This window comes from Streptomyces luteolus, assembly GCF_029968015.1.
GTDB classification, from domain to species: Bacteria; Actinomycetota; Actinomycetes; order Streptomycetales; family Streptomycetaceae; genus Streptomyces; species Streptomyces luteolus.
Map to the genome: position 1 here is coordinate 44,321 of NZ_JASCIS010000009.1, position 18,085 is coordinate 62,405.

Consider the following 18,085-nt stretch of genomic DNA (forward strand, 5'->3'; position numbering starts at 1 on the left):
ACCGCAGAGGATTCGTATGCTCACCGACCACCAGAGGCAGCACGCGGCGGAGATCCTCCGTTCCGCGGAGCGCCGTCGCGCACCGGTCGCCCCGCTGATCGAGGCGTTCCCGGAGATCGACACCGAGGACGCCTACGAGATCCAGCTCATGAACATCCGGCACCGCCTCGCGGCCGGGGCCGAGGTGCGCGGGCACAAGGTCGGCCTGTCGTCGCCCGTCATGCAGCAGATGATGGGCGTGGACGAGCCGGACTACGGCCACCTCCTCGCCGACATGGAGCTGAGCCACGACCGCCCCGTCCCCGTGGACGCGTACTGCTACCCGCGGATCGAGGTCGAGGTCGGCTTCGTACTCGGCGACGACCTGCCGGGCGAGGGCTGCACCGAGGCGGACGTGCTCGCCGCTACCGAACGCGTGGTCCCCGCCCTGGAGTTGATCGACAGCCGCATCCGGGACTGGCGGATCAGCATCGCCGACACCATCGCGGACAACGCCTCCTCCGCCGGATACGTCGTCGGCGAGGGCCGCGACCCCCGCGAACTCGACCTCAAGGCGATCGAGGCCCGCCTCACCAGCGGCCGCGACCTGCTCGCCGAGGGCCGCAGCGACGCCGTGCTCGGCGACCCGACGACCTCCGTCGCCTGGCTCGCCCGCACCGTGGCCCGCTTCGGCGTGCCCCTGAAGAAGGGGCACGTGGTGCTGCCCGGCTCGTGCACCCGGGCCGTCGACGTGGCGGCCGGACAGACGTACACCGCCGACTTCACCGGGCTCGGCCCGGTCTCCCTCTCGTTCACCTGAGGTGATGATGACCAGCAAGACCAAGGCGACCGCCGCCATCGTCGGATCCGGCAACATCGGCACCGACCTGCTCTACAAGCTCCAGCGCTCCGAACTCGTCGAACCCCGCTGGATGATCGGCGTCGACCCGGACAGCGAAGGCCTTGCCCGCGCCCGCACCGCAGGCCTGGAGGCCAGCCCCGAGGGCGTGGACTGGCTGCTCGCCCAGGACGAGCTGCCCGACCTCGTCTTCGAGGCCACCAGCGCCTACGTCCACCGCGCCAACGCGCCGCGCTATGCCGAACTCGGCATCAAAGCCGTCGACTTGACGCCCGCTGCCGTCGGACCCGCCGTCGTACCGCCCGCGAACCTGCGCGAGCACCTGGACGCGCCCAACGTCAACATGATCACCTGCGGCGGCCAGGCCACCATCCCCATGGTGTACGCGGTCTCCCGGATCGTGCCCGTGGCGTACGCGGAGATCGTCGCCTCGGTGGCGTCCGTGTCCGCCGGGCCCGGAACGCGCGCCAACATCGACGAGTTCACGCGCACCACCTCACGCGGCATCGAGACCATCGGCGGCGCCGGGCGCGGCAAGACGATCATCATCCTCAACCCCGCCGAGCCTCCGGTCATCATGCGCGACACCGTCTTCTGCGCCATCCCCGAGGACGCCGACCGCGAGGCGATCACGCAGTCCGTGAAGGAGATCGCCGAGCAGGTCGCCACGTACGTACCCGGCTACCGGCTGCGCAGCGAGCCGCAGTTCGACGACCCCCGGCCCGAGAACGGCGGCATGGCCCGCGTCGCGCTCTTCCTGGAGGTCGAGGGCGCGGGCGACTACCTGCCGCCGTACGCCGGAAACCTGGACATCATGACGGCCGCCGCCACCAAGGTCGGCGAGGAGTTCGCGAAGGGCATGCAGGCATGACGACCCACTCCGCACACACCCACTCCGCACACACCCACTCCGCGTACTCGGACACCCTCGACATCCGGATCACCGACTCCTCGCTGCGCGACGGCTCGCACGCCAAGCGGCACCAGTTCACGGGCGAGGACGTACGGTCCGTGGTCGCCGCCCTCGACGACGCCGGGGTCCCCGTGATCGAGGTGACGCACGGCGACGGGCTCGGCGGCTCGTCGTTCAACTACGGCTTCTCGAAGACCCCCGAGCAGGAGCTCATCAAGATCGCCGTGGACACCGCACGGCAGGCGAAGATCGCCTTCCTGATGCTCCCCGGGCTCGGCGTGAAGGACGACATCCGGGCCGCGCACGCGAACGGCGCGAGCGTCTGCCGGATCGCCACCCACTGCACCGAGGCGGACGTCGCCGTCCAGCACTTCGGGCTCGCCCGCGAGATGGGCCTGGAGACCGTCGGCTTCCTGATGATGGCCCACTCCACCACCCCCGAGATCCTCGCCGAGCAGGGCCGCATCATGGCCGACGCGGGCTGCCAGTGCGTGTATGTGGTCGACTCGGCCGGGGCCATGGTCATGGACGACGTGAGCGACCGAGTGGCCGCCCTGCGCGCCGAGTTGGGCGACGACGCGCAGATCGGCTTCCACGGGCACGAGAACCTCGCGCTCGGCACCGGCAACTCCATCGCCGCCATCAAGGCAGGTGCCCTGCAGATCGACGGCTCCACCCGCCGCCTCGGCGCGGGCGCCGGGAACACCGCCGTCGAGGCGCTTGTCGCGGTCTGCGCCAAGATGGGCATCCGTACCGGCATCGACGTACTGAAGATCATCGACGCGGCCGAGGACGTGGTCCGGCCGGTGATGGACGAGGAGTGCCGCCTCGACCGGATGGCGCTCCTGATGGGGCATGCCGGGGTCTACTCCAGCTTCCTCAAGCACGCCTACCGGCAGGCCGAGCGCTACGGCGTCTCGGGCGCCGAGATCCTCCTCGCGGCGGGCGAGCGGCGCCTCGTCGGCGGCCAGGAGGACCAGCTCATCGACATCGCCGTCGAACTCGCAGCGCAGAACTGAGCACTGAGCAACCGAAACCGGAGGACGAGATGACTGCTCTCAACGAAGAGGTCCGGGTCATCGACGCGGGCAGGCCGCCGACGCGCTTCGCCCGCGGCTGGCACTGCCTCGGCCTGGCGAGAAGCTTCAAGGACGGACAACCCCACGAGATCGAGGCGTTCGGCACCAGACTCGTGGTCTTCCAGGGCCAGGACGACGGCGAACTGCACGTCCTGAACGCCTACTGCCCGCACATGGGCGGCAACCTGGCCCACGGCAGCGTCAAGGGCGACGCGGTGGCCTGCCCGTTCCACGACTGGCGCTGGTCGGGCAACGGCCGCTGCGCCGGCATCCCGTACGCCCGCCGGGTGCCGCCCCGCGCCAAGACCCGCTCCTGGACCACCCTGGAGCGCAACAAGCAGCTGTTCGTCTGGCACGACCCCGAGGGCAACCCGCCCCCGGCCGACGTCACGATCCCCGAGATCCCCGGCATCCACGGCCCGGAGGCGGGGGAGTGGAGCGACTGGACCTGGAAGACGCTGCGCGTCGACGGCTCCAACTGCCGCGAGATCGTGGACAACGTCGTCGACATGGCGCACTTCTTCTACGTGCACTACTCGTTCCCCGAGTACTTCAAGAACGTCTTCGAGGGGCACGTCGCCACCCAGTACATGGAGTCGAGCCCGCGCGGCGACATGGACCTGGGCACGCTCAGCGCGGGCGGCCTGCGCTCGGACGCCTCGTACTACGGGCCCTCGTACATGATCGACTATCTCTACAGCGACATCGGCGGCGGCGCCGAGATGGAGATCGTCCTGATCAACTGCCACTACCCGATCGACGAGAACAGCTTCCTCCTCCAGTACGGCGCGATCGTCAAGAAGCTGCCCGGCATGACGCGGGAGCAGGCCGACGAGGCCGCCGCGCAGACCGCCGAGGGCGCGGCCGCGGGCTTCGAGCAGGACGTGGAGATCTGGAAGAACAAGACCCGGATCGACAACCCGCTGCTCACCGAGGAGGACGGCCCGGTCTACCAACTCCGGCGCTGGTACGAGCAGTTCTACGTCGACACCGCCGACGTGAAGGACGAGATGACGCGGCGTTTCGAGTTCGAGATCGACACCGAGCGGGCCAACGAGGCCTGGCGGGCCGAGGTCGCCGAGAACCTCGAACGCCGCCGCGCGGAGCAGTCGGCAGTGCCGGGGACCGGAGCCTGACATGCAAGCCGTGGAGTGCGTGACCTGCGGAAACCAGGTCCTGTGCGAGAAGTTCAGCCTGGCCCACACCTCCGTGCAGTGGACCGCGGACGCGGCTGTCGCCTGCGCGGAGTTCCGGGAACAGGTCGCCGAGGGCGCGAGCAGCGCCCGGATCCGGACCTGCGGCGGGCTGCGGGCGAGCATCGAACGGGCCGTCGCGGCGGGGACGTTGGAGGTGCTCGATGTCTGAGCCCGACCGTGCCGGGCGCCGGTACCGGCTGCGCGTCACCGAGGTGATCACCGAGACCGCTGACACGCACTCCCTGGTGCTGCGGCCGGCGCCGGACGACGCCGACCGCTTCGCCTACCGGCCGGGACAGTTCCTCACCCTCAAACTGCCCGGCCCGGACGGGAGTTCGGCCGCCCGCTGCTACTCCCTGTCCAGCTCACCGCACACCGGTGAGCCCCTGAAGGTCACCGTCAAACGGGTCGCCGGAGGGCAGTGCTCCAACTGGGTGTGCGACCGGGTGCGGGCCGGGGACGAGGTCGAGGTGCTGCCCCCGGCCGGCACGTTCACGCCCGACTCGCTCGACGCGGACCTGCTCCTCGTCGCGGGCGGCAGCGGCATCACCCCGGTGCTCTCCATCGCCAAGTCGGCCCTGTCGAAGGGGCAGGGCCGGGTGGCGCTGCTCTACGCCAACCGGGACGACGCCTCGGTCGTCTTCCGCGACGAGCTGTGGGGCCTGACCGAGCAGTACCCGGACCGGCTCGTGGTGATCCACTGGCTGGAGGTGCTCCTCGGCCTGCCCGCCCCGGACCGGCTCGCCGCCCTGCTCGCCCCGTACGCCGGCCGGGAGGCGTTCGTCTGCGGTCCCGCGCCGATGATGGACGCCGTAGAGCAGGCCCTGCGGACGCTCGGCGCCCCGGCCGGCCGTATCCATCGGGAGCGGTTCTTCTCCCTGAGCGCGGACGTCTTCGAGGTGCCGTCACCGTCCGCCCTCGCGGCCGACCCGTCCGAGCCGGGCTCCACCGCCGAGGTCGACCTCGACGGCGAGACGCACACCGTCGACTGGCCGTCCAGGGCGCCGCTCCTCGACGCCCTGCTCGCCGCCGGGGTGGACGCCCCGTACTCGTGCCGGGAGGGCGCCTGCGCGGCCTGCACCTGCCGGGTGGTGAGCGGCGAGGTGAAGCTGCTGCGCAACGAGGTCCTGGACGAGCAGGACCTGGCCGAGGGCTACGTCCTGGCCTGCCAGGCGCTGCCGCTCACGGAACGGGTGGAGGTCACGTACTCCTGACGGCCGCCCGAGGGCACGGGGAAGGGGGTGGATCCGAGCGGGTCCACCCCCTTCCCCCATGCCCTCGCCCCGCTCACTGGCTCGTGTACCCGCCGTCCACCACGAACTCCGAGCCCGTCGAGTAACTCGCCTCGTCCGAGAGGAGATAGAGCACCATGTTCGCCACCTCGGCGGGCTGCGCCTCCCGCTGGATCGGCTGCTGCCGCGCCTTCTCGTGCGAGCGCTCCGAGTCCGCCGTCATCGCGGTGGACACGATCCCGGGGTGCACCGAGTTGACCCGGATGCGGTACGGGGCGAACTCCTGCGCCGCCGCCTTCGTCATGCCGCGCACCGCCCACTTGGACGCCGTGTAGCTGAGGATGTGGGAGAAGGCGACGATCCCGCAGACCGACGAGATGTTGACGATCGAGCCGCCGCCCGCGGCGCGCATCGAGGGCAGCACCGCCTTCATGCCGAGGAAGACGCCGACCTCGTTGACGTCGATCACCCGCCGGTAGTCGGCCTCCGTCAGGTCCTCGATGGCACAGCGGTGCACGAGGCCGGCGTTGTTCACGAGCCCGGTGACGGAGCCGAACGCCTCCTCCGTACGGGCCACGGCTGCTTTCCAGGCCGCCTCGGACGAGACGTCCAACTCCACGAACAGGGCCTGTTCCGGGCCGAGTTCGGCCGCCAGCGCCTCGCCTTCCTCGACCAGGACGTCGCCGATCACCACCTTCGCGCCCTCCGCGACGAGCCGCCGGACATGCGCCTCGCCCAGACCGCGCGCGCCGCCCGTCACGACGACCACCTTGCCGTCCGTCCTGCCGCTCATGTGGGGACCTCCGTAAGCCGATGGGTGCGGGTTCGTCGTGATGCTCGCAGCGGCCCCCGACCGGTGGCTCGCGGAGCTTCCCGCTCACCGGGAAAGCGCACTGCCGCGTACGGGCCTGTGCGGGCAGGCTCGACGGACGCGCCCCGCGCCGTTCGGGGCCGCCCCACCCTGTTCGCCCACCCTGTTCGACCCACCCTGTTCGACCGACGCAACCAGGAGGACCCCGATGTCCGTCGATCTCACCGGAAAGGTCGCCATCGTCACCGGCGCGGCCCGTGGCATGGGTGCGGCCGAGGCCCGCCTGTTCGCCGCCCGCGGGGCGAAGGTCGTGCTCACCGACCTCCTGGAGGCCGAGGGACGGGCCACGGCCGCGTCGATCGGCGCCAGCGCCCGGTTCGTACGCCATGACGTCACCGACGAGGACGACTGGGCGACGGCCGTGGCCACCGCCGTGGACGGCTTCGGACGGCTCGACTGCCTCGTCAACAACGCCGCGATCTACAGCACTTCACCCCTGGTGGAGGAGGACCCGGCGCGGTTCGAGGCGCTGCTCCGCGTCGACCTGTTCGGCCCGTTCCTCGGCATCCGCGCCGCCGCCGGGGCCCTGCGGGAGAGCGGCGGCGGCTCCATTGTGAACATCTCCTCGCAGGCCGGGCTGCAGGGCATCTGGGGGCACGGCGCGTACGGGGCCGCCAAGTGGGGGCTGCGCGGGCTCACCAAGACGGCCGCTCTCGAACTCGGCCCGGACGGTATCCGCGTCAACTCCGTCCACCCGGGCGCCGTCGATACGGCGATGACCGCCCACCTCGGCACCAAGGAGCACCCGGGCGCGCCCCTCGGACGCGTCGCCGAGCCCGAGGAGGTCGCCCGGCTCGTCGCGTTCCTGGCCTCCGACGACGCCTCCTACCTGTCCGGGGCCGAACTCGCCGTGGACGGCGGGGCGTCGGCGGGACGCATGCCGGTCTTCCCGCGGCGGGGAGCCGAGGCGTGAGCCGGCCGGCCCCCGAGGTCCAGGCGGTCATCGAGCTCGCCACCGCCAACTTCCCGCCGCTCGGCACAGAGATGACGGACATCGCCGAGGTGCGCGCGTTCTTCGCCGCCCGCCCCAGGCCCGCCGTCGACCCGCTGCCCGTCGCCCACGTCACGGACACCGACGCCGACGGGGTGCCCGTACGCGTCTACGACCCCGCTGCCGTGCAGGACGCGCCCGTGGTGCTCTTCCTGCACGGCGGCGGCTTCACGCTCTGCGACCTGGACAGCCACGACGGCTTCTGCCGCGCCATGGCCGACGCCACCGGGGCCGTCGTCGTCTCCGTCGACTACCGCCGCGCCCCCGAACACCCCTTCCCCGCGGCCCCCGAGGACGCGTACACGGCCCTGCTGTGGGCCGCGAAGACGTACTCGGGGCGGCGTATCGCGGTCGCGGGGGACAGCGCGGGCGCCAACCTCGCCACGGTCCTCACCCTGCTCGCCCGCGACCGCGGCGGGCCCGAGATCGCCTTCCAGGCGCTGTACTACCCGATGCTCGACCCCACCCGCTCCGGCGCCTCGCACCGGGAGAACGCGCAGGGGTACTTCCTCACCGCCGACCATGTGCGCTGGTACTGGCGGCAGTACCTGAACTCCGAGCAGGACGCGGCCGACCCGTACGCCGCCCCGCTGCGCCGCACCGACCTCGGCGGACTCCCGCCTGCGCACGTCGTCACCGCCGGGCTCGACCCGCTGCGCGACGACGGCGAGGCGTACGCGGCGGCGCTCACGGCGGCGGGGGTGCGGGTCCTGGTGCGGCGGTACGAGGGCATGTTCCACGGTTTTCTCACCATGGCGTCAGCCCTGCCCGAGGCAGCCGCGGCCTGCGAGAGCGCGTTCACGGTGCTGCGTGCCGCCCTCCACGCGGACGTGCCGGGTGCGGTCTCGTAGTGGCTGCACCCCGTCGGTGGCTGGTCGCGCAGTTCCCCGCGCCCCTTTCGGGGCGCGGGGCCTCAGCCGGGGATCAGGTCGAAGCCCTTGTACCCGGACGCCGCCACGTCGGCGATGATCTCGCCGTACGCCCCGAAGCCGCCCACGAACGGCATGAACACCCGTGGCTTTCCAGGGATGTTGGCGCCCAGGTACCACGAGTCCGCCGACATCATCAGGGTGGCCGCCGCCCGCTCCCGGCACTCCGTCACCCAGTCCTCCACGGCACGCTCGGCCGCCTCGATGGCGACGTACCCGTGCGCGTCGAGATGCGCGAGGCAGTCGGTGAGCCAGTCCACGTGCTGCTCGGCGCAGAGGATCACGTTGGCGAGGACGGAGGGGCTGCCGACGCCGGCGAGGTTGAACAGGTTCGGGAAGCCGTCGGTGCCGAGACCCAGGTACGTGCGCGGGCCCGCGCTCCAGTCGTCCTTGAGGAGTCGGCCGCCCCGGCCGCGGATGTCGATCCGGTCCAGGGAACCGGTCATCGCGTCGAACCCGGTGGCCAGGACCAGCGCGTCCAACTCGAAGCGCTCGCCGTCCGCGAGGTACACGCTCTGCCCTTCGACCCGCTCGATCGCGTTCTCCCGCAGGCTGACGAGCCGCACGTGCTCGCGGTTGTACGTCTCGTAGTAGTCGGAGTCCGTGACGATGCGCTTGGTGCCGATGGGGTGGTCGGTGGGGACGAGCAGGTCGGCCACGGCCGGATCGTCGATCAGGGCGCGGACCTTCTCCTCCCAGAACGCCCGGGCCGCGTGATTGGCCGCCAGATCGGTGAGCTGGTCGGGGAACGTCTTCGAGTAGAGGACGCCGCCCAGCTCCCAGCGCTTCTCGAAGGCCTTCCGCCGCTCCCGCTCGCCCACTTCGAGGGTGCGCTGCGGATGCGTCATGAACGGCGAGCCGCCGCCGCTGAGCCGGGCCAGGCGGCGCCGCTCGGCGTACCCGGCCTTCAGCTCGCGCCGGGCCTCCTCGTCGAGCGGCTTGTTGCCGGCCGGGATGCTGTAGTTGGCCGAGCGCTGGAAGACGGTGAGCTGCGCGGCCTGGTCGGCGATGAGCGGCACGGACTGGATGCCGGACGAGCCGGTGCCGATCACGCCGACCCGGAGGCCGGTGAAGTCCACGCCCTCGTGCGGCCATTCACCGGTGTGGTACGTGTCCCCGGCGAACGAGTCGAGCCCCGGGATCGACGGCTGATGCGTGCTGGAGAGGCACCCGACCGCGAACACGCAGAACCGCGCGGACAGCACCTCGCCGCCACCGTCGCCGTCGTCCGTGCGCACCGTCCAGCGCAACGTCTCCCCGTCCAGCTCGGCGGAGACCACCGAGGTGCCGAAGGTGTAGCTGCGGCGCAGGTCGAATCGGTCGGTGACATGGCTCAGATAGCGCATGATCTCCGGCTGCGTGGCGTATTTCTCACTCCAGTCCCACGCCTGCTGCAGCTCCTCGTCGAAGGAGTACGAGTAGTCCGCGGACTCGACGTCGCAGCGCGCGCCCGGATAGCGGTTCCAGTACCAGACGCCGCCCACGTCCGCGCCGCGCTCGAACCCCCGTACGCGGTAGCCCAGTTCACGCAGCTTGTGGACGGCGTACAGGCCGGTGACGCCCGCGCCGACGACCACAGCGTCCACGGCGTCCACGTCGTGCACGGACTCGGTGTTGTTGTCGCTCACGTTCGTAACGCTCCTCATCCGGTCTTCGCCTGCAGCCGCAGCGCGTTCTTGTCGACCTTGCCCGCCGCGTTGTGCGGCAGGCAGGTCAGGGAGTGGAAGGCCCGCGGGGCCTTGAAGTTGGCGAGCCGCTCCCGCGTCCAGGCGGCCAGGTCGGCCGCGTCGATCCGCGCCCCGGCGCTCGGCACGCAGTACGCGACGCCGATCTCCCCGAGCCGCTCGTCCGGCGCCCCCACGACGGCCGCGTCCGCGACGGCGGGATGGCCGCGCAGCATCTGCTCCACCTCCGCCGGGTACACGTTGAACCCGCCGACCACCAGCATGTCCTTCAGCCGGTCCGTGATCCGCAGGAAGCCCCGCTCGTCGAGCACGCCCACATCGCCGGTGTGCAGCCAGCCGTCCGCGTCCACGGCCTCCGCGGTGGCCTCCGGATCGTCCAGGTAGCCGTGCATCACGTGCGGGCCGCGGGTGAGGATCTCGCCGGGCTGCCCGGGCGGCGCGTCGATCCGCAGCTCGGTGCCGGCCAGGGCGGTCCCCGACGTACCGGCGAGGGTCTCCGGCGACTCGTGCGGCTCGCAGATGCTCACCACGCCGGTCGACTCGGTCAGCCCGTACGCGGTGAAGATGTTCCGGGCGCCGATGAACTCCCGTATCCGGTGGATGAGTTCGGTCGGAATGTTCGCCGCGCCGGTGCCCGCCATCCGCATCGACGACAGGTCGTACGCCTCGCGTCCGGGATGCTGGATCAGCGACGTGAACACCGTCGGGGCGCCGGTGAGCACGGAGATCCGCTCGCTCTGCATCCGGGCGAGCATCGTGTCCGCGTCGAAGACCCGCTCGGGGACGATCGTCGCCCCGCGCAGCAGGGACGCGACGATGCCCGCCTTGTAGCCGAAGGTGTGGAAGAACGGGCTGACCAGGAGATAGCGGTCGCCGCGCTGGAGGGTGACCGCGGTGGCCCAGGCGTCGAACACCCCGAGGGTCTGCTCGTGGGTGGCGGGCACGCCCTTCGGGCGGCCGGTGGTCCCGGACGTGAACAGGATGTCCGCGGTGTCCCCGGGCCGCACGGCGGCGGAACGGGCGAGGCGCTCCCCGTCCGGCACGCGCTCCGCGCCCGCGAGGAACACCGCCCAGTCAGGCGTGTGCAGGGCCACCGTCTGTTCCAGGAGGGGGAGTTGCTCACCGGAGTCCGCGAGCAGCGCCCGGTAGTCCGTGCCCAGGAAGTCGTGCTCCGTGAACAGCAGCCGGGCCCGCGAGCGGCGCAGGATGTCCGCCGCCTCGGCCGCCCGGTAGCGGGTGTTGACCGGCACGAGCACCCCGCCCGCGGCCACCGCCCCCAGCGCGGCCACCGCCCAGCGGGCACTGTTCGGCGCCCACACCGCGACCGCGTCGCCGCGGCGCAGGCCGTGGGCGAGGCACGCCCGCGCCGCCTCGTCGACCCGGTCGCGCAACTGCCGGAACGTCCAGCGTTCCTCGCCGAAGACGAGGGCCTCCTCGTCCCCGTACCTCTGAGCCGCCCAGTCCGCGAGCCGGGCGATCGTCTGCGGGCCACGCATGATCCGTCACGTCCTCCTCACCGTCCCCTCGGCGGGGGCCGACGACAACGGTCGGAGCGTGACAGGCAGAGGTGGCACGGCACATCGGGGAGTTCCCGGCCAGTGGGAATGTGAGGCTCTCGCCCTTGGGGCTCGGTGATCCGGGAAGGCCTACATGCAGTCTCTTCGGTGATCCGGAAGGCCTACATCCAGTCGCTGGAGCGCAGCCAGGACATCATGTCGTCCATCGACTCGCGCGGCACCGGCGGCTCGGCGGCCTCCGGCTCCTGGCCTCTCGGCGGCCGGCCGGGGCCGAACATCGACTGCCACACAAGGCGCGTACACCCGGCCACCATCGGGGCGATCCGCTCCAGCTCCCGGTGCACGCCGTTGCCGCACACCGAGACCGCCGCGATCGCCCGCCCCGATCCGCGCAGCGGCGCGGCCACGCAGAACACACCGCGGTACGACTCCTCGTAGTCGAACGCGACCCCGCGCTCCCGGGCCCGGCGCAGCTCGCTGCGGAAGAACTCGGGGCGCGTCAGAGTCCGGGGCGTACGGGCCCGCAGGCCCTGCCGGATCACCTGGTCCACCTGCGCCGCGTCACCGAACGCGAGGATCGCCTTGCCGGACGCCGTGCAGTACGCGGGCTGCCGGCCGCCGACCCGGGACGGCACGCTCGCATCGTCCGACCTGCCGATCCGCTCCAGATAGACCACCTCGGTGCCGTCGAGCACGGTCAGGTGCACCAGATGCCCGGTGGACTCGTGCAGGGCGTGCAGATGCGGCAACGCCGCCTGCCGCAGCCGGTTGTGGTGCGAGGCGAGCGCCCCGAGCTCCAGCATCCGCATGCCGAGGCGGTAGTCCCGGCCCTCCCGCTCCAGCCAGCCCAGCTGGACGAGTTGGTCGAGGATGCGGTGCGCGGAGGAGCGGGGGAGGCCGGAGCGGTGCACGACCTCGGTGAGCGTCAGCCGGGGGCGTGACCCCTGGAACGCGCTAAGCGCCTTGGCCGCCTTCTCCAGCAAGGACAGCGGCGTACTTCCGGCTTCGACAGCATGCGCCGACATCGGCACCTCCCACACGGACAGCCGACAGCACCTTCGCCGCGGCCGCGCCTCCAACAGTGCCGGAGACTGTGCCAGCGGCTCCCATCTGCAGGGAAGAGGTATTCCGTTCCGGAACGGTAGCGCGTAGGTTCCGTCCCGTCACCCTGTCTGTCCCCGTCCCGTCCCCCACCGCGACGACCTGGAGATCCGAGAGGCACGAGCATGCGCGAGAACGACGTCCTCGTGGCGGTCCGCGCGCTCGCACCCGCCCTGCGCGCCCGGGCGGCGGCCACCGAGGAGCTGCGGAGCACGCCGGCCGAGTCGGTCGAGGAGCTCGCCGAGGCCGGGTTCTTCCGGCTGCTCAGGCCCACGGCGTACGGCGGGTTCGCCGCCGACCCGGCCGTCCACCACGCCGCCGTCCAGGAGATCGCCAGGGCCTGCGGCTCCACCGGCTGGGCGGCCGCCGTCGTCGCCGTGCACGCCTGGCACCTGGCCCTTTTCGACCCGCGCGCCCAGGACGACGTGTGGGGCGAGCGGCCCGACGCCCTGCTCTGTTCCTCGTACGCTCCCACCGGGACCGTGACCGCCGTCGACGGCGGCTTCCGGCTCTCCGGGCGCTGGCACTTCTCCTCCGGCTGCGACCACGCCGACTGGGCGCTCCTCGGCGGCCTCGTCACGGACGCCGAGGGCAGCCCCGTCGACATGCGCACCTTCCTCGTGCCGCGCTCCGCGTTCGCCGTCGACGCCGTCTGGGACACCGTCGGCCTGCGCGGCACCGGCAGCAACGACCTGGTCGTCCGGAACGCGTTCGTCCCGGCCCACCGCACCCTCGGCTACCGCGCCGTGAACGCCCTGGACTGCCCCGGCCACCAGGCCAACCCCGAGCCGCTCTACCGCCTCCCGTACGCCGCGCTCTTCACCACCACCATCTCGACGGCGATGGTCGGCATCGCCGAGGGCGCGTACGAGGAGTACGTCGCCGCGGCCCGCGACCGCGTCCGCACCGGGCGCGGCCCGCAGGCCGTCGACGACCCGTTCGCGCAGGTCCGCATCGCCCGCGCGGCGAGCGAGATCGACGCGGCCCGGCTGCAGCTGACCCGCAACATGAGCGAGCTCTACGCCACCGTCGAGCGCGGCGAGCAGCCGACCCCGGACCAGCGCGCGCGGACCCGCCGGGACCAGGCGCTCGCCACCGAACGCGCGGTCACCGCCGTCGACCTCCTGGTGGAGGGCGCGGGCGGCGGCATCATGGGCCCCGACGGCGGAGTCGTCCAGCGCGCCTGGCGGGACCTGCGCACCGGACGCGGCCAGGCGGCCAACGACCTGGAACGCGCCCTCGGCCTGTACGGCAGGCACGCCCTCGGAGCCGAGGTCAACGACTCGATGGTGTGAGGGTCTTGGGCGTACGGGACGGGCCGATCCCTCGTCGTACGGGAGGGCCGATCCCCCGTCGTACGGACGGGCCGATCTCCGTTTCCCCGGTTTCCCCCGTTTCCCACCCAGCGGGAAGCCACCCTGGCCGCCCGCCCCGCGCCCCGCCGATACTCGGCCCCTCCCGGCCCCGGCAGGCGTACCGGTCCGTGGGCCAACTCACCCAGGGAAGGGACGAGATGGCGAACACAGCGCACACCGAGCACTCGACCGAGCACTCGACCGGGCACTCGACCGGGCACTCATGGGACGAGGAGTGCGACGTCCTCGTCGTCGGCTCCGGCGGCGGCGCCCTCACCGGCGCGTACGGCACGGCAGCGCGCGGCCTCGACACCCTGGTCGTCGAGAAGACCGGCCACTTCGGCGGCACCACCGCCTACGCCGGGGCCGGTCTCTGGCTGCCCGGCAACCAGGCACAGGCCCGCGGCGGCGTCGAGGACTCGGCCGAACTGGGCCGCGCCTACTTCCGCGCGGTGGTCGGCGACGCCACCGAACACGCCCTCCAGGACGCCTACCTGGACCACGCGGCGGCCACGGTCGCCTTCCTGGAGGACAGCCCGCACGTCCGCTTCGAGTACCGGCCGTTCCCCGACTACTTCGCCGCCCCCGGCCGCTTCGACCTGGGCCGCGCCGTCTTCCCCGTGGACCTGCCCGCACCCGGGGCCCCGCACGCGCTGGTCGACGCCGTGCGACCCCCGGCCTGGGCCGAACGGCTCGGACTGCCCGCGCCCGAGGGCCCGTTGACCGACGGCCGCGCCCTCATCGCCCGGCTGCTCCTCGCCCTGGACTCCACCGGCAACGGCCGCACGCGGCTGCGCACCGCCCTCACCCGGCTGATCACCGAGGACGGCACGGTCGTCGGCGCCGAGGCCGAGCACGACGGCCGTACGCTGCGGATCCGCGCCCGGCGGGGCGTGCTGCTCGCGGCCGGCGGCTTCGAGGCCAACGCCGAACTGCGCCGCGCATGGCAGCGGTTGCCCGGCGCCGACTGGACGATGGGCGCCCCCGGAGCGAACACCGGCGACGCGATCAGCGCGGCCGCCGGGGCGGGCGCCGCCGTCGGACAGCTCGACGAGTCCTGGTGGTGCCCCTCGCTGCGCTTCCCGGACGGCTCGGCCGCCTTCACCCTGGGCCTGCACGGCGGCATCTTCGTCGACGGCTCGGGCCGCCGCTTCGCCAACGAGTCGCTGCCGTACGACCGGATGGGCCGGCGGATGCTCGCCGCCAAGGCCGGGACCAGCCACGACAACCCGGTCTGGTGGGTGTTCGACGGCCGCTTCGGCGACGAGCTGCCCGGCATCACCGTGGTCCCCGCCGACCGCGCCGCCTTCACCGAGGCGGGGCTGTGGCGCACCGCCGACACCCTGGCCGGGCTCGCCGAACAGATCGGCGTCGACGCCGAGGCGCTGAGCGGCACCGTGCAGACCTTCAACGGCCACGCCGAGCACGGAGTCGACGCCGACTTCCAGCGCGGCGAGGACCCCTACGACCGGTTCTTCGGCCAGGGCGAGGGCACCAATCCCTGCCTGGTGCCCATCGAGAAGGGCCCCTTCCACGCCGTGCAGATCGTCCTCGGCGACCTGGGCACGAAGGGCGGCGTACGCACCGACGCCGACGCCCGCGTGCTGCGCGAGGACGGCACCGCGATCCCCGGCCTGTACGCGGCGGGCAACACCGCGGCCTCGGTCTCCGGCCCCTGCTACCCGGGCCCCGGCGTCCCGATAGGCTCCGCGATGGTCTTCGCCCACCTCGCCGCCGCACACATGGCGGGGCAGCGGACGGACGGCTAGGACTCGCCCTGGCGCGTGGCGCCGCCCCGCGTGCAAGGGACGGCGCCACAGGCCCGCGTCCTGTACTTCGGCCGCCGCGCTCCGCCCGGCCCCGCGCCCGGAGAAGCTCCCGTCGCCGAGGGACGCGCCGCTCGCGTATCCCCAGGCGGCGATGCCCGCCGTGGCCCGGCCCGCGGCGAACAGGCCGGGGGATCGGCGCGCCGTCCACGTGCAGCAGCGGGTCGCGGCCGTCCTCGGCGTGCCGGTTCCAGACGTCGAGAGTTGCTTCCAGCATGTAGCCGCCCGCCGCCCCCATTTCGTCCTCCACACCTCGCTCAACGGGGGCTGGAGCGCAGGGCGGTGGCCTCCACGAGACACCACGAGACACCACGAGACACCACGAGCCTTCCCGGTCACCGGGAAACAAGCCCGGCCGTACGGGCCCGGGGCCGCCGTTCCCGCTCAGTGGGAGCAGCGGATTTCGCTCCGCCGCGGCACGCCGTACGTTCCTGCCACTTCCACCCGTACGACCCGAGAGGGGATGGCCCCATGGCCGAAGACGTCCTGGCAGCGGTCCGCGACCTCGCCCCGACCTTCCGCGAGCGCGCGGCCGAGGCCGAGAGCCGGCGCCGCGTACCGGACACCTCCATCAAGGAGCTGGAGGACACCGGCTTCTTCCAGCTCCTCCAGCCCACGGCCTTCGGCGGCCGCGCGGCCGACCCGACGGTCTTCTACCGCGCCGTCAAGGAGATCGCCAAGGCCTGCGGCTCCACCGGCTGGGTCGCCTCCGTCGTCGGCATCCACCCCTGGCACGTCGGCCTCTACGACCCGCGCGCACAGCAGGAGGTGTGGGGCGAGGACGACAAGACCCGCATCGCCTCCTCGTACGCCCCCACCGGCGAGGCCACCCCGGTCGACGGCGGTTTCCGGCTCTCCGGGCGCTGGCACTTCTCGTCCGGCTGCGACCACGCCTCGTGGGTGCTGCTCGGCTGCCTCGTCGCGGGCGCCGACGGCAACCCCGTCGACATGCGCACCTTCCTGATCCCGGACACCGAGTACCGCGTCGACGACGTGTGGGACACCGTCGGCCTGCGCGGCACCGGCTCCAACGACATCGTCGTCGAGGACGTCTTCGTCCCCGAGCACCGCGCCCTCAGCTTCGGCCCGGTCACCGCCCTCGACGTGCCGGGCCACGAGCTCAACCAGGAGCCGCTGTACCGGCTCCCGTACGCCGGCGTGTTCACCACCACCATCTCGACGCCGATCGTCGGCATCGCCGAGGGCGCCTACGAGGCGTACGTCGAGGCCACCACGCGGCGTATCCGCGTCAGTTACGGCCAGAAGGTCGCCGACGACCCGTTCGCCCAGGTCCGCATCGCCCGCGCGGGCAGCGACATCGACGCCGCCTGGCTCCAACTCACCCGCAACATGGAGGAGTTGTACGCGCACGCCGAGCGCGGTGAGGAGCTGCCGACCGAGCTGCGCGCCCGCACCCGCCGCGACCAGGTCCTCGCCACCGAGCGCGCCGTCGCCGCCGTCGACCTGCTGATGGAGAACGCCGGCGGCAACGCGATGCGCACCGGCCCCAACCCCGTCCAGCGGGCCTGGCGCGACGTGCACACCGGCCGCGGCCACGCCGCCAACGACCCCGAGCGCGCCCTGACCCTCTACGGGCAGGCCGCCCTCGACCTCGACATCAAGGACACGATGCTCTGATGGGGACTCAAGTAATCGTGCACACGTACGAGTCGACGTCCCGTACCGCCAAGGCCGGCGACCTCACGCTGCACTACCACGAGGCCGGACCGCAGGACCGCCCCGACGCCCCCGTGGTGATCATGCTGCACGGCGGCGGCCCCGGCGCCTCCGCCTGGTCCAACTTCGGCGGCAACCTGCCCGTCTTCGCCGAGCACTTCCGCACCCTCCTCGTCGACCAGGTCTGCTTCGGCCGGTCCGACAAGCCCGAGCTCGACAAGGACTACTTCAGCTACAGCGCGGACGCCGTCGCCGCCCTGATGGACGAACTCGACGTCTCCCGGGCCCACTTCATCGGCAACTCGCTCGGCGGCGGCACCTCCGTGCGGATGGCCCTGAACCACCCCGACAAGGTCGGCAAGCTAGTCCTGATGGGCCCCGGCGGGGTCTCCGTCAACCTCTTCGCGCCGGACCCGACCGAGGGCATCAAGCGCCTCTTCGAGTTCAACGCCGCCCCCGAGCCGACCAAGGACCAACTCCGCGCCTTCCTCGGCGTGATGGCGTACGACCAGTCCATCGTCACCGACGAGCTGGTCGAGGAGCGCTGGGCCTCCGCCACCGACCCCGAGACCCGCCTGGGCAACGCCCGCATGGGCGCGGCCTTCGCCGACCCGGCCTGGCAGGAGGACTGGATGCTGTGGCGCGAGGCCCACCGCATCACCCAGCCCGTACTGCTCACCTGGGGCCGCGAGGACCGGGTCAACCCGCTCGACGGCGCCCTGGTGGCCCTCAAGACCATCCCGGACGCCCGCCTGCACGTCTTCCCGCACTGCGGGCACTGGGCGCAGGTGGAGCAGGCCGACGAGTTCAACCGGCTGGCCGTGGACTTCTTCTCCCACTAGCCCGTACCCGTACCCGTACCAGTACCCGTCCCC

General features: G+C 72.4%; 16 protein-coding genes. 12 read left to right on the forward strand and 4 right to left on the reverse strand.

What is annotated here, in order from left to right:
• Positions 1-16 precede the first annotated feature (16 nt).
• The 6 genes from QIT00_RS10950 to QIT00_RS10975 are packed head-to-tail and all read left to right on the forward strand — an operon-like array spanning position 17 to position 5,240.
• A complete protein-coding gene (locus QIT00_RS10950; RefSeq protein ID WP_282534988.1) occupies positions 17-799 on the forward strand; it encodes a 2-keto-4-pentenoate hydratase in 783 nt (260 codons plus the stop codon).
• A gap of 7 nt (positions 800-806) precedes the next feature.
• Entirely contained in the window at positions 807-1,709 is a 903-nt protein-coding gene (locus QIT00_RS10955) for an acetaldehyde dehydrogenase (acetylating) (protein ID WP_282535152.1), read from the forward strand.
• Entirely contained in the window at positions 1,706-2,770 is a 1,065-nt protein-coding gene (gene dmpG / locus QIT00_RS10960) for a 4-hydroxy-2-oxovalerate aldolase (protein WP_282534989.1), read from the forward strand. The genes QIT00_RS10955 and dmpG overlap by 4 nt, the downstream gene beginning before the upstream one ends.
• Positions 2,771-2,799: 29 nt before the next feature.
• Entirely contained in the window at positions 2,800-3,966 is a 1,167-nt protein-coding gene (locus QIT00_RS10965) for a Rieske 2Fe-2S domain-containing protein (RefSeq protein WP_282534990.1), read from the forward strand.
• A gap of 1 nt (position 3,967) precedes the next feature.
• The gene (locus QIT00_RS10970; protein ID WP_282534991.1) at positions 3,968-4,195 is read left to right on the forward strand and encodes a hypothetical protein; all 228 of its coding nucleotides are present in this window, start codon (positions 3,968-3,970) and stop codon (positions 4,193-4,195) included.
• Positions 4,188-5,240 (forward strand): ferredoxin--NADP reductase, encoded by a 1,053-nt coding sequence (locus QIT00_RS10975; protein ID WP_282534992.1) that lies wholly within the window; start codon positions 4,188-4,190, stop codon positions 5,238-5,240. The genes QIT00_RS10970 and QIT00_RS10975 overlap by 8 nt, the downstream gene beginning before the upstream one ends.
• Before the next feature lie 73 nt (positions 5,241-5,313).
• Here QIT00_RS10975 and QIT00_RS10980 read toward each other — a convergent pair whose 3' ends face one another.
• On the reverse strand, positions 5,314-6,051 hold the full coding sequence (locus QIT00_RS10980; protein ID WP_282534993.1) for a glucose 1-dehydrogenase: 738 nt from the start codon (positions 6,049-6,051) through the stop codon (positions 5,314-5,316).
• A gap of 226 nt (positions 6,052-6,277) precedes the next feature.
• Here QIT00_RS10980 and QIT00_RS10985 point away from each other — a divergent pair, with 226 nt between their 5' ends.
• Together QIT00_RS10985 and QIT00_RS10990 are read left to right on the forward strand one after the other, a co-directional pair.
• A complete protein-coding gene (locus QIT00_RS10985; protein ID WP_282534994.1) occupies positions 6,278-7,042 on the forward strand; it encodes a glucose 1-dehydrogenase in 765 nt (254 codons plus the stop codon).
• Positions 7,039-7,971, forward strand: coding sequence for an alpha/beta hydrolase (locus tag QIT00_RS10990; protein WP_282534995.1), 933 nt, complete (start codon positions 7,039-7,041; stop codon positions 7,969-7,971). The genes QIT00_RS10985 and QIT00_RS10990 overlap by 4 nt, the downstream gene beginning before the upstream one ends.
• Before the next feature lie 62 nt (positions 7,972-8,033).
• On the opposite strand, the gene QIT00_RS10995 is transcribed toward QIT00_RS10990, so the two are convergent.
• The 3 genes from QIT00_RS10995 to QIT00_RS11005 all read right to left on the reverse strand — a co-directional run bounded on the left by QIT00_RS10995 (position 8,034) and on the right by QIT00_RS11005 (position 12,276).
• Positions 8,034-9,677, reverse strand: coding sequence for a flavin-containing monooxygenase (locus QIT00_RS10995; protein ID WP_282534996.1), 1,644 nt, complete (start codon positions 9,675-9,677; stop codon positions 8,034-8,036).
• Positions 9,678-9,691: 14 nt separating this feature from the next.
• On the reverse strand, positions 9,692-11,230 hold the full coding sequence (locus QIT00_RS11000) for a FadD3 family acyl-CoA ligase (protein WP_282534997.1): 1,539 nt from the start codon (positions 11,228-11,230) through the stop codon (positions 9,692-9,694).
• A 182-nt stretch (positions 11,231-11,412) separates the two neighbouring features.
• Entirely contained in the window at positions 11,413-12,276 is an 864-nt protein-coding gene (locus QIT00_RS11005) for an IclR family transcriptional regulator (RefSeq protein WP_282534998.1), read from the reverse strand.
• Positions 12,277-12,477: 201 nt separating this feature from the next.
• Here QIT00_RS11005 and hsaA (QIT00_RS11010) point away from each other — a divergent pair, with 201 nt between their 5' ends.
• From hsaA (QIT00_RS11010) to hsaD, 4 genes are all read left to right on the forward strand, one after another.
• On the forward strand, positions 12,478-13,647 hold the full coding sequence (gene hsaA, locus QIT00_RS11010) for a 3-hydroxy-9,10-secoandrosta-1,3,5(10)-triene-9,17-dione monooxygenase oxygenase subunit (RefSeq protein WP_282534999.1): 1,170 nt from the start codon (positions 12,478-12,480) through the stop codon (positions 13,645-13,647).
• A gap of 218 nt (positions 13,648-13,865) precedes the next feature.
• On the forward strand, positions 13,866-15,476 hold the full coding sequence (locus tag QIT00_RS11015; protein WP_282535000.1) for an FAD-binding protein: 1,611 nt from the start codon (positions 13,866-13,868) through the stop codon (positions 15,474-15,476).
• 528 nt (positions 15,477-16,004) lie between these two features.
• On the forward strand, positions 16,005-17,171 hold the full coding sequence (hsaA, locus tag QIT00_RS11020; protein ID WP_282535001.1) for a 3-hydroxy-9,10-secoandrosta-1,3,5(10)-triene-9,17-dione monooxygenase oxygenase subunit: 1,167 nt from the start codon (positions 16,005-16,007) through the stop codon (positions 17,169-17,171).
• Complete coding sequence (gene hsaD / locus QIT00_RS11025) at positions 17,171-18,052, forward strand: 4,5:9,10-diseco-3-hydroxy-5,9,17-trioxoandrosta-1(10),2-diene-4-oate hydrolase (protein ID WP_282535002.1); 882 nt, start codon at positions 17,171-17,173, stop codon at positions 18,050-18,052. Before hsaA (QIT00_RS11020) ends, hsaD begins: the two co-directional genes overlap by 1 nt.
• Positions 18,053-18,085 lie beyond the last annotated feature (33 nt).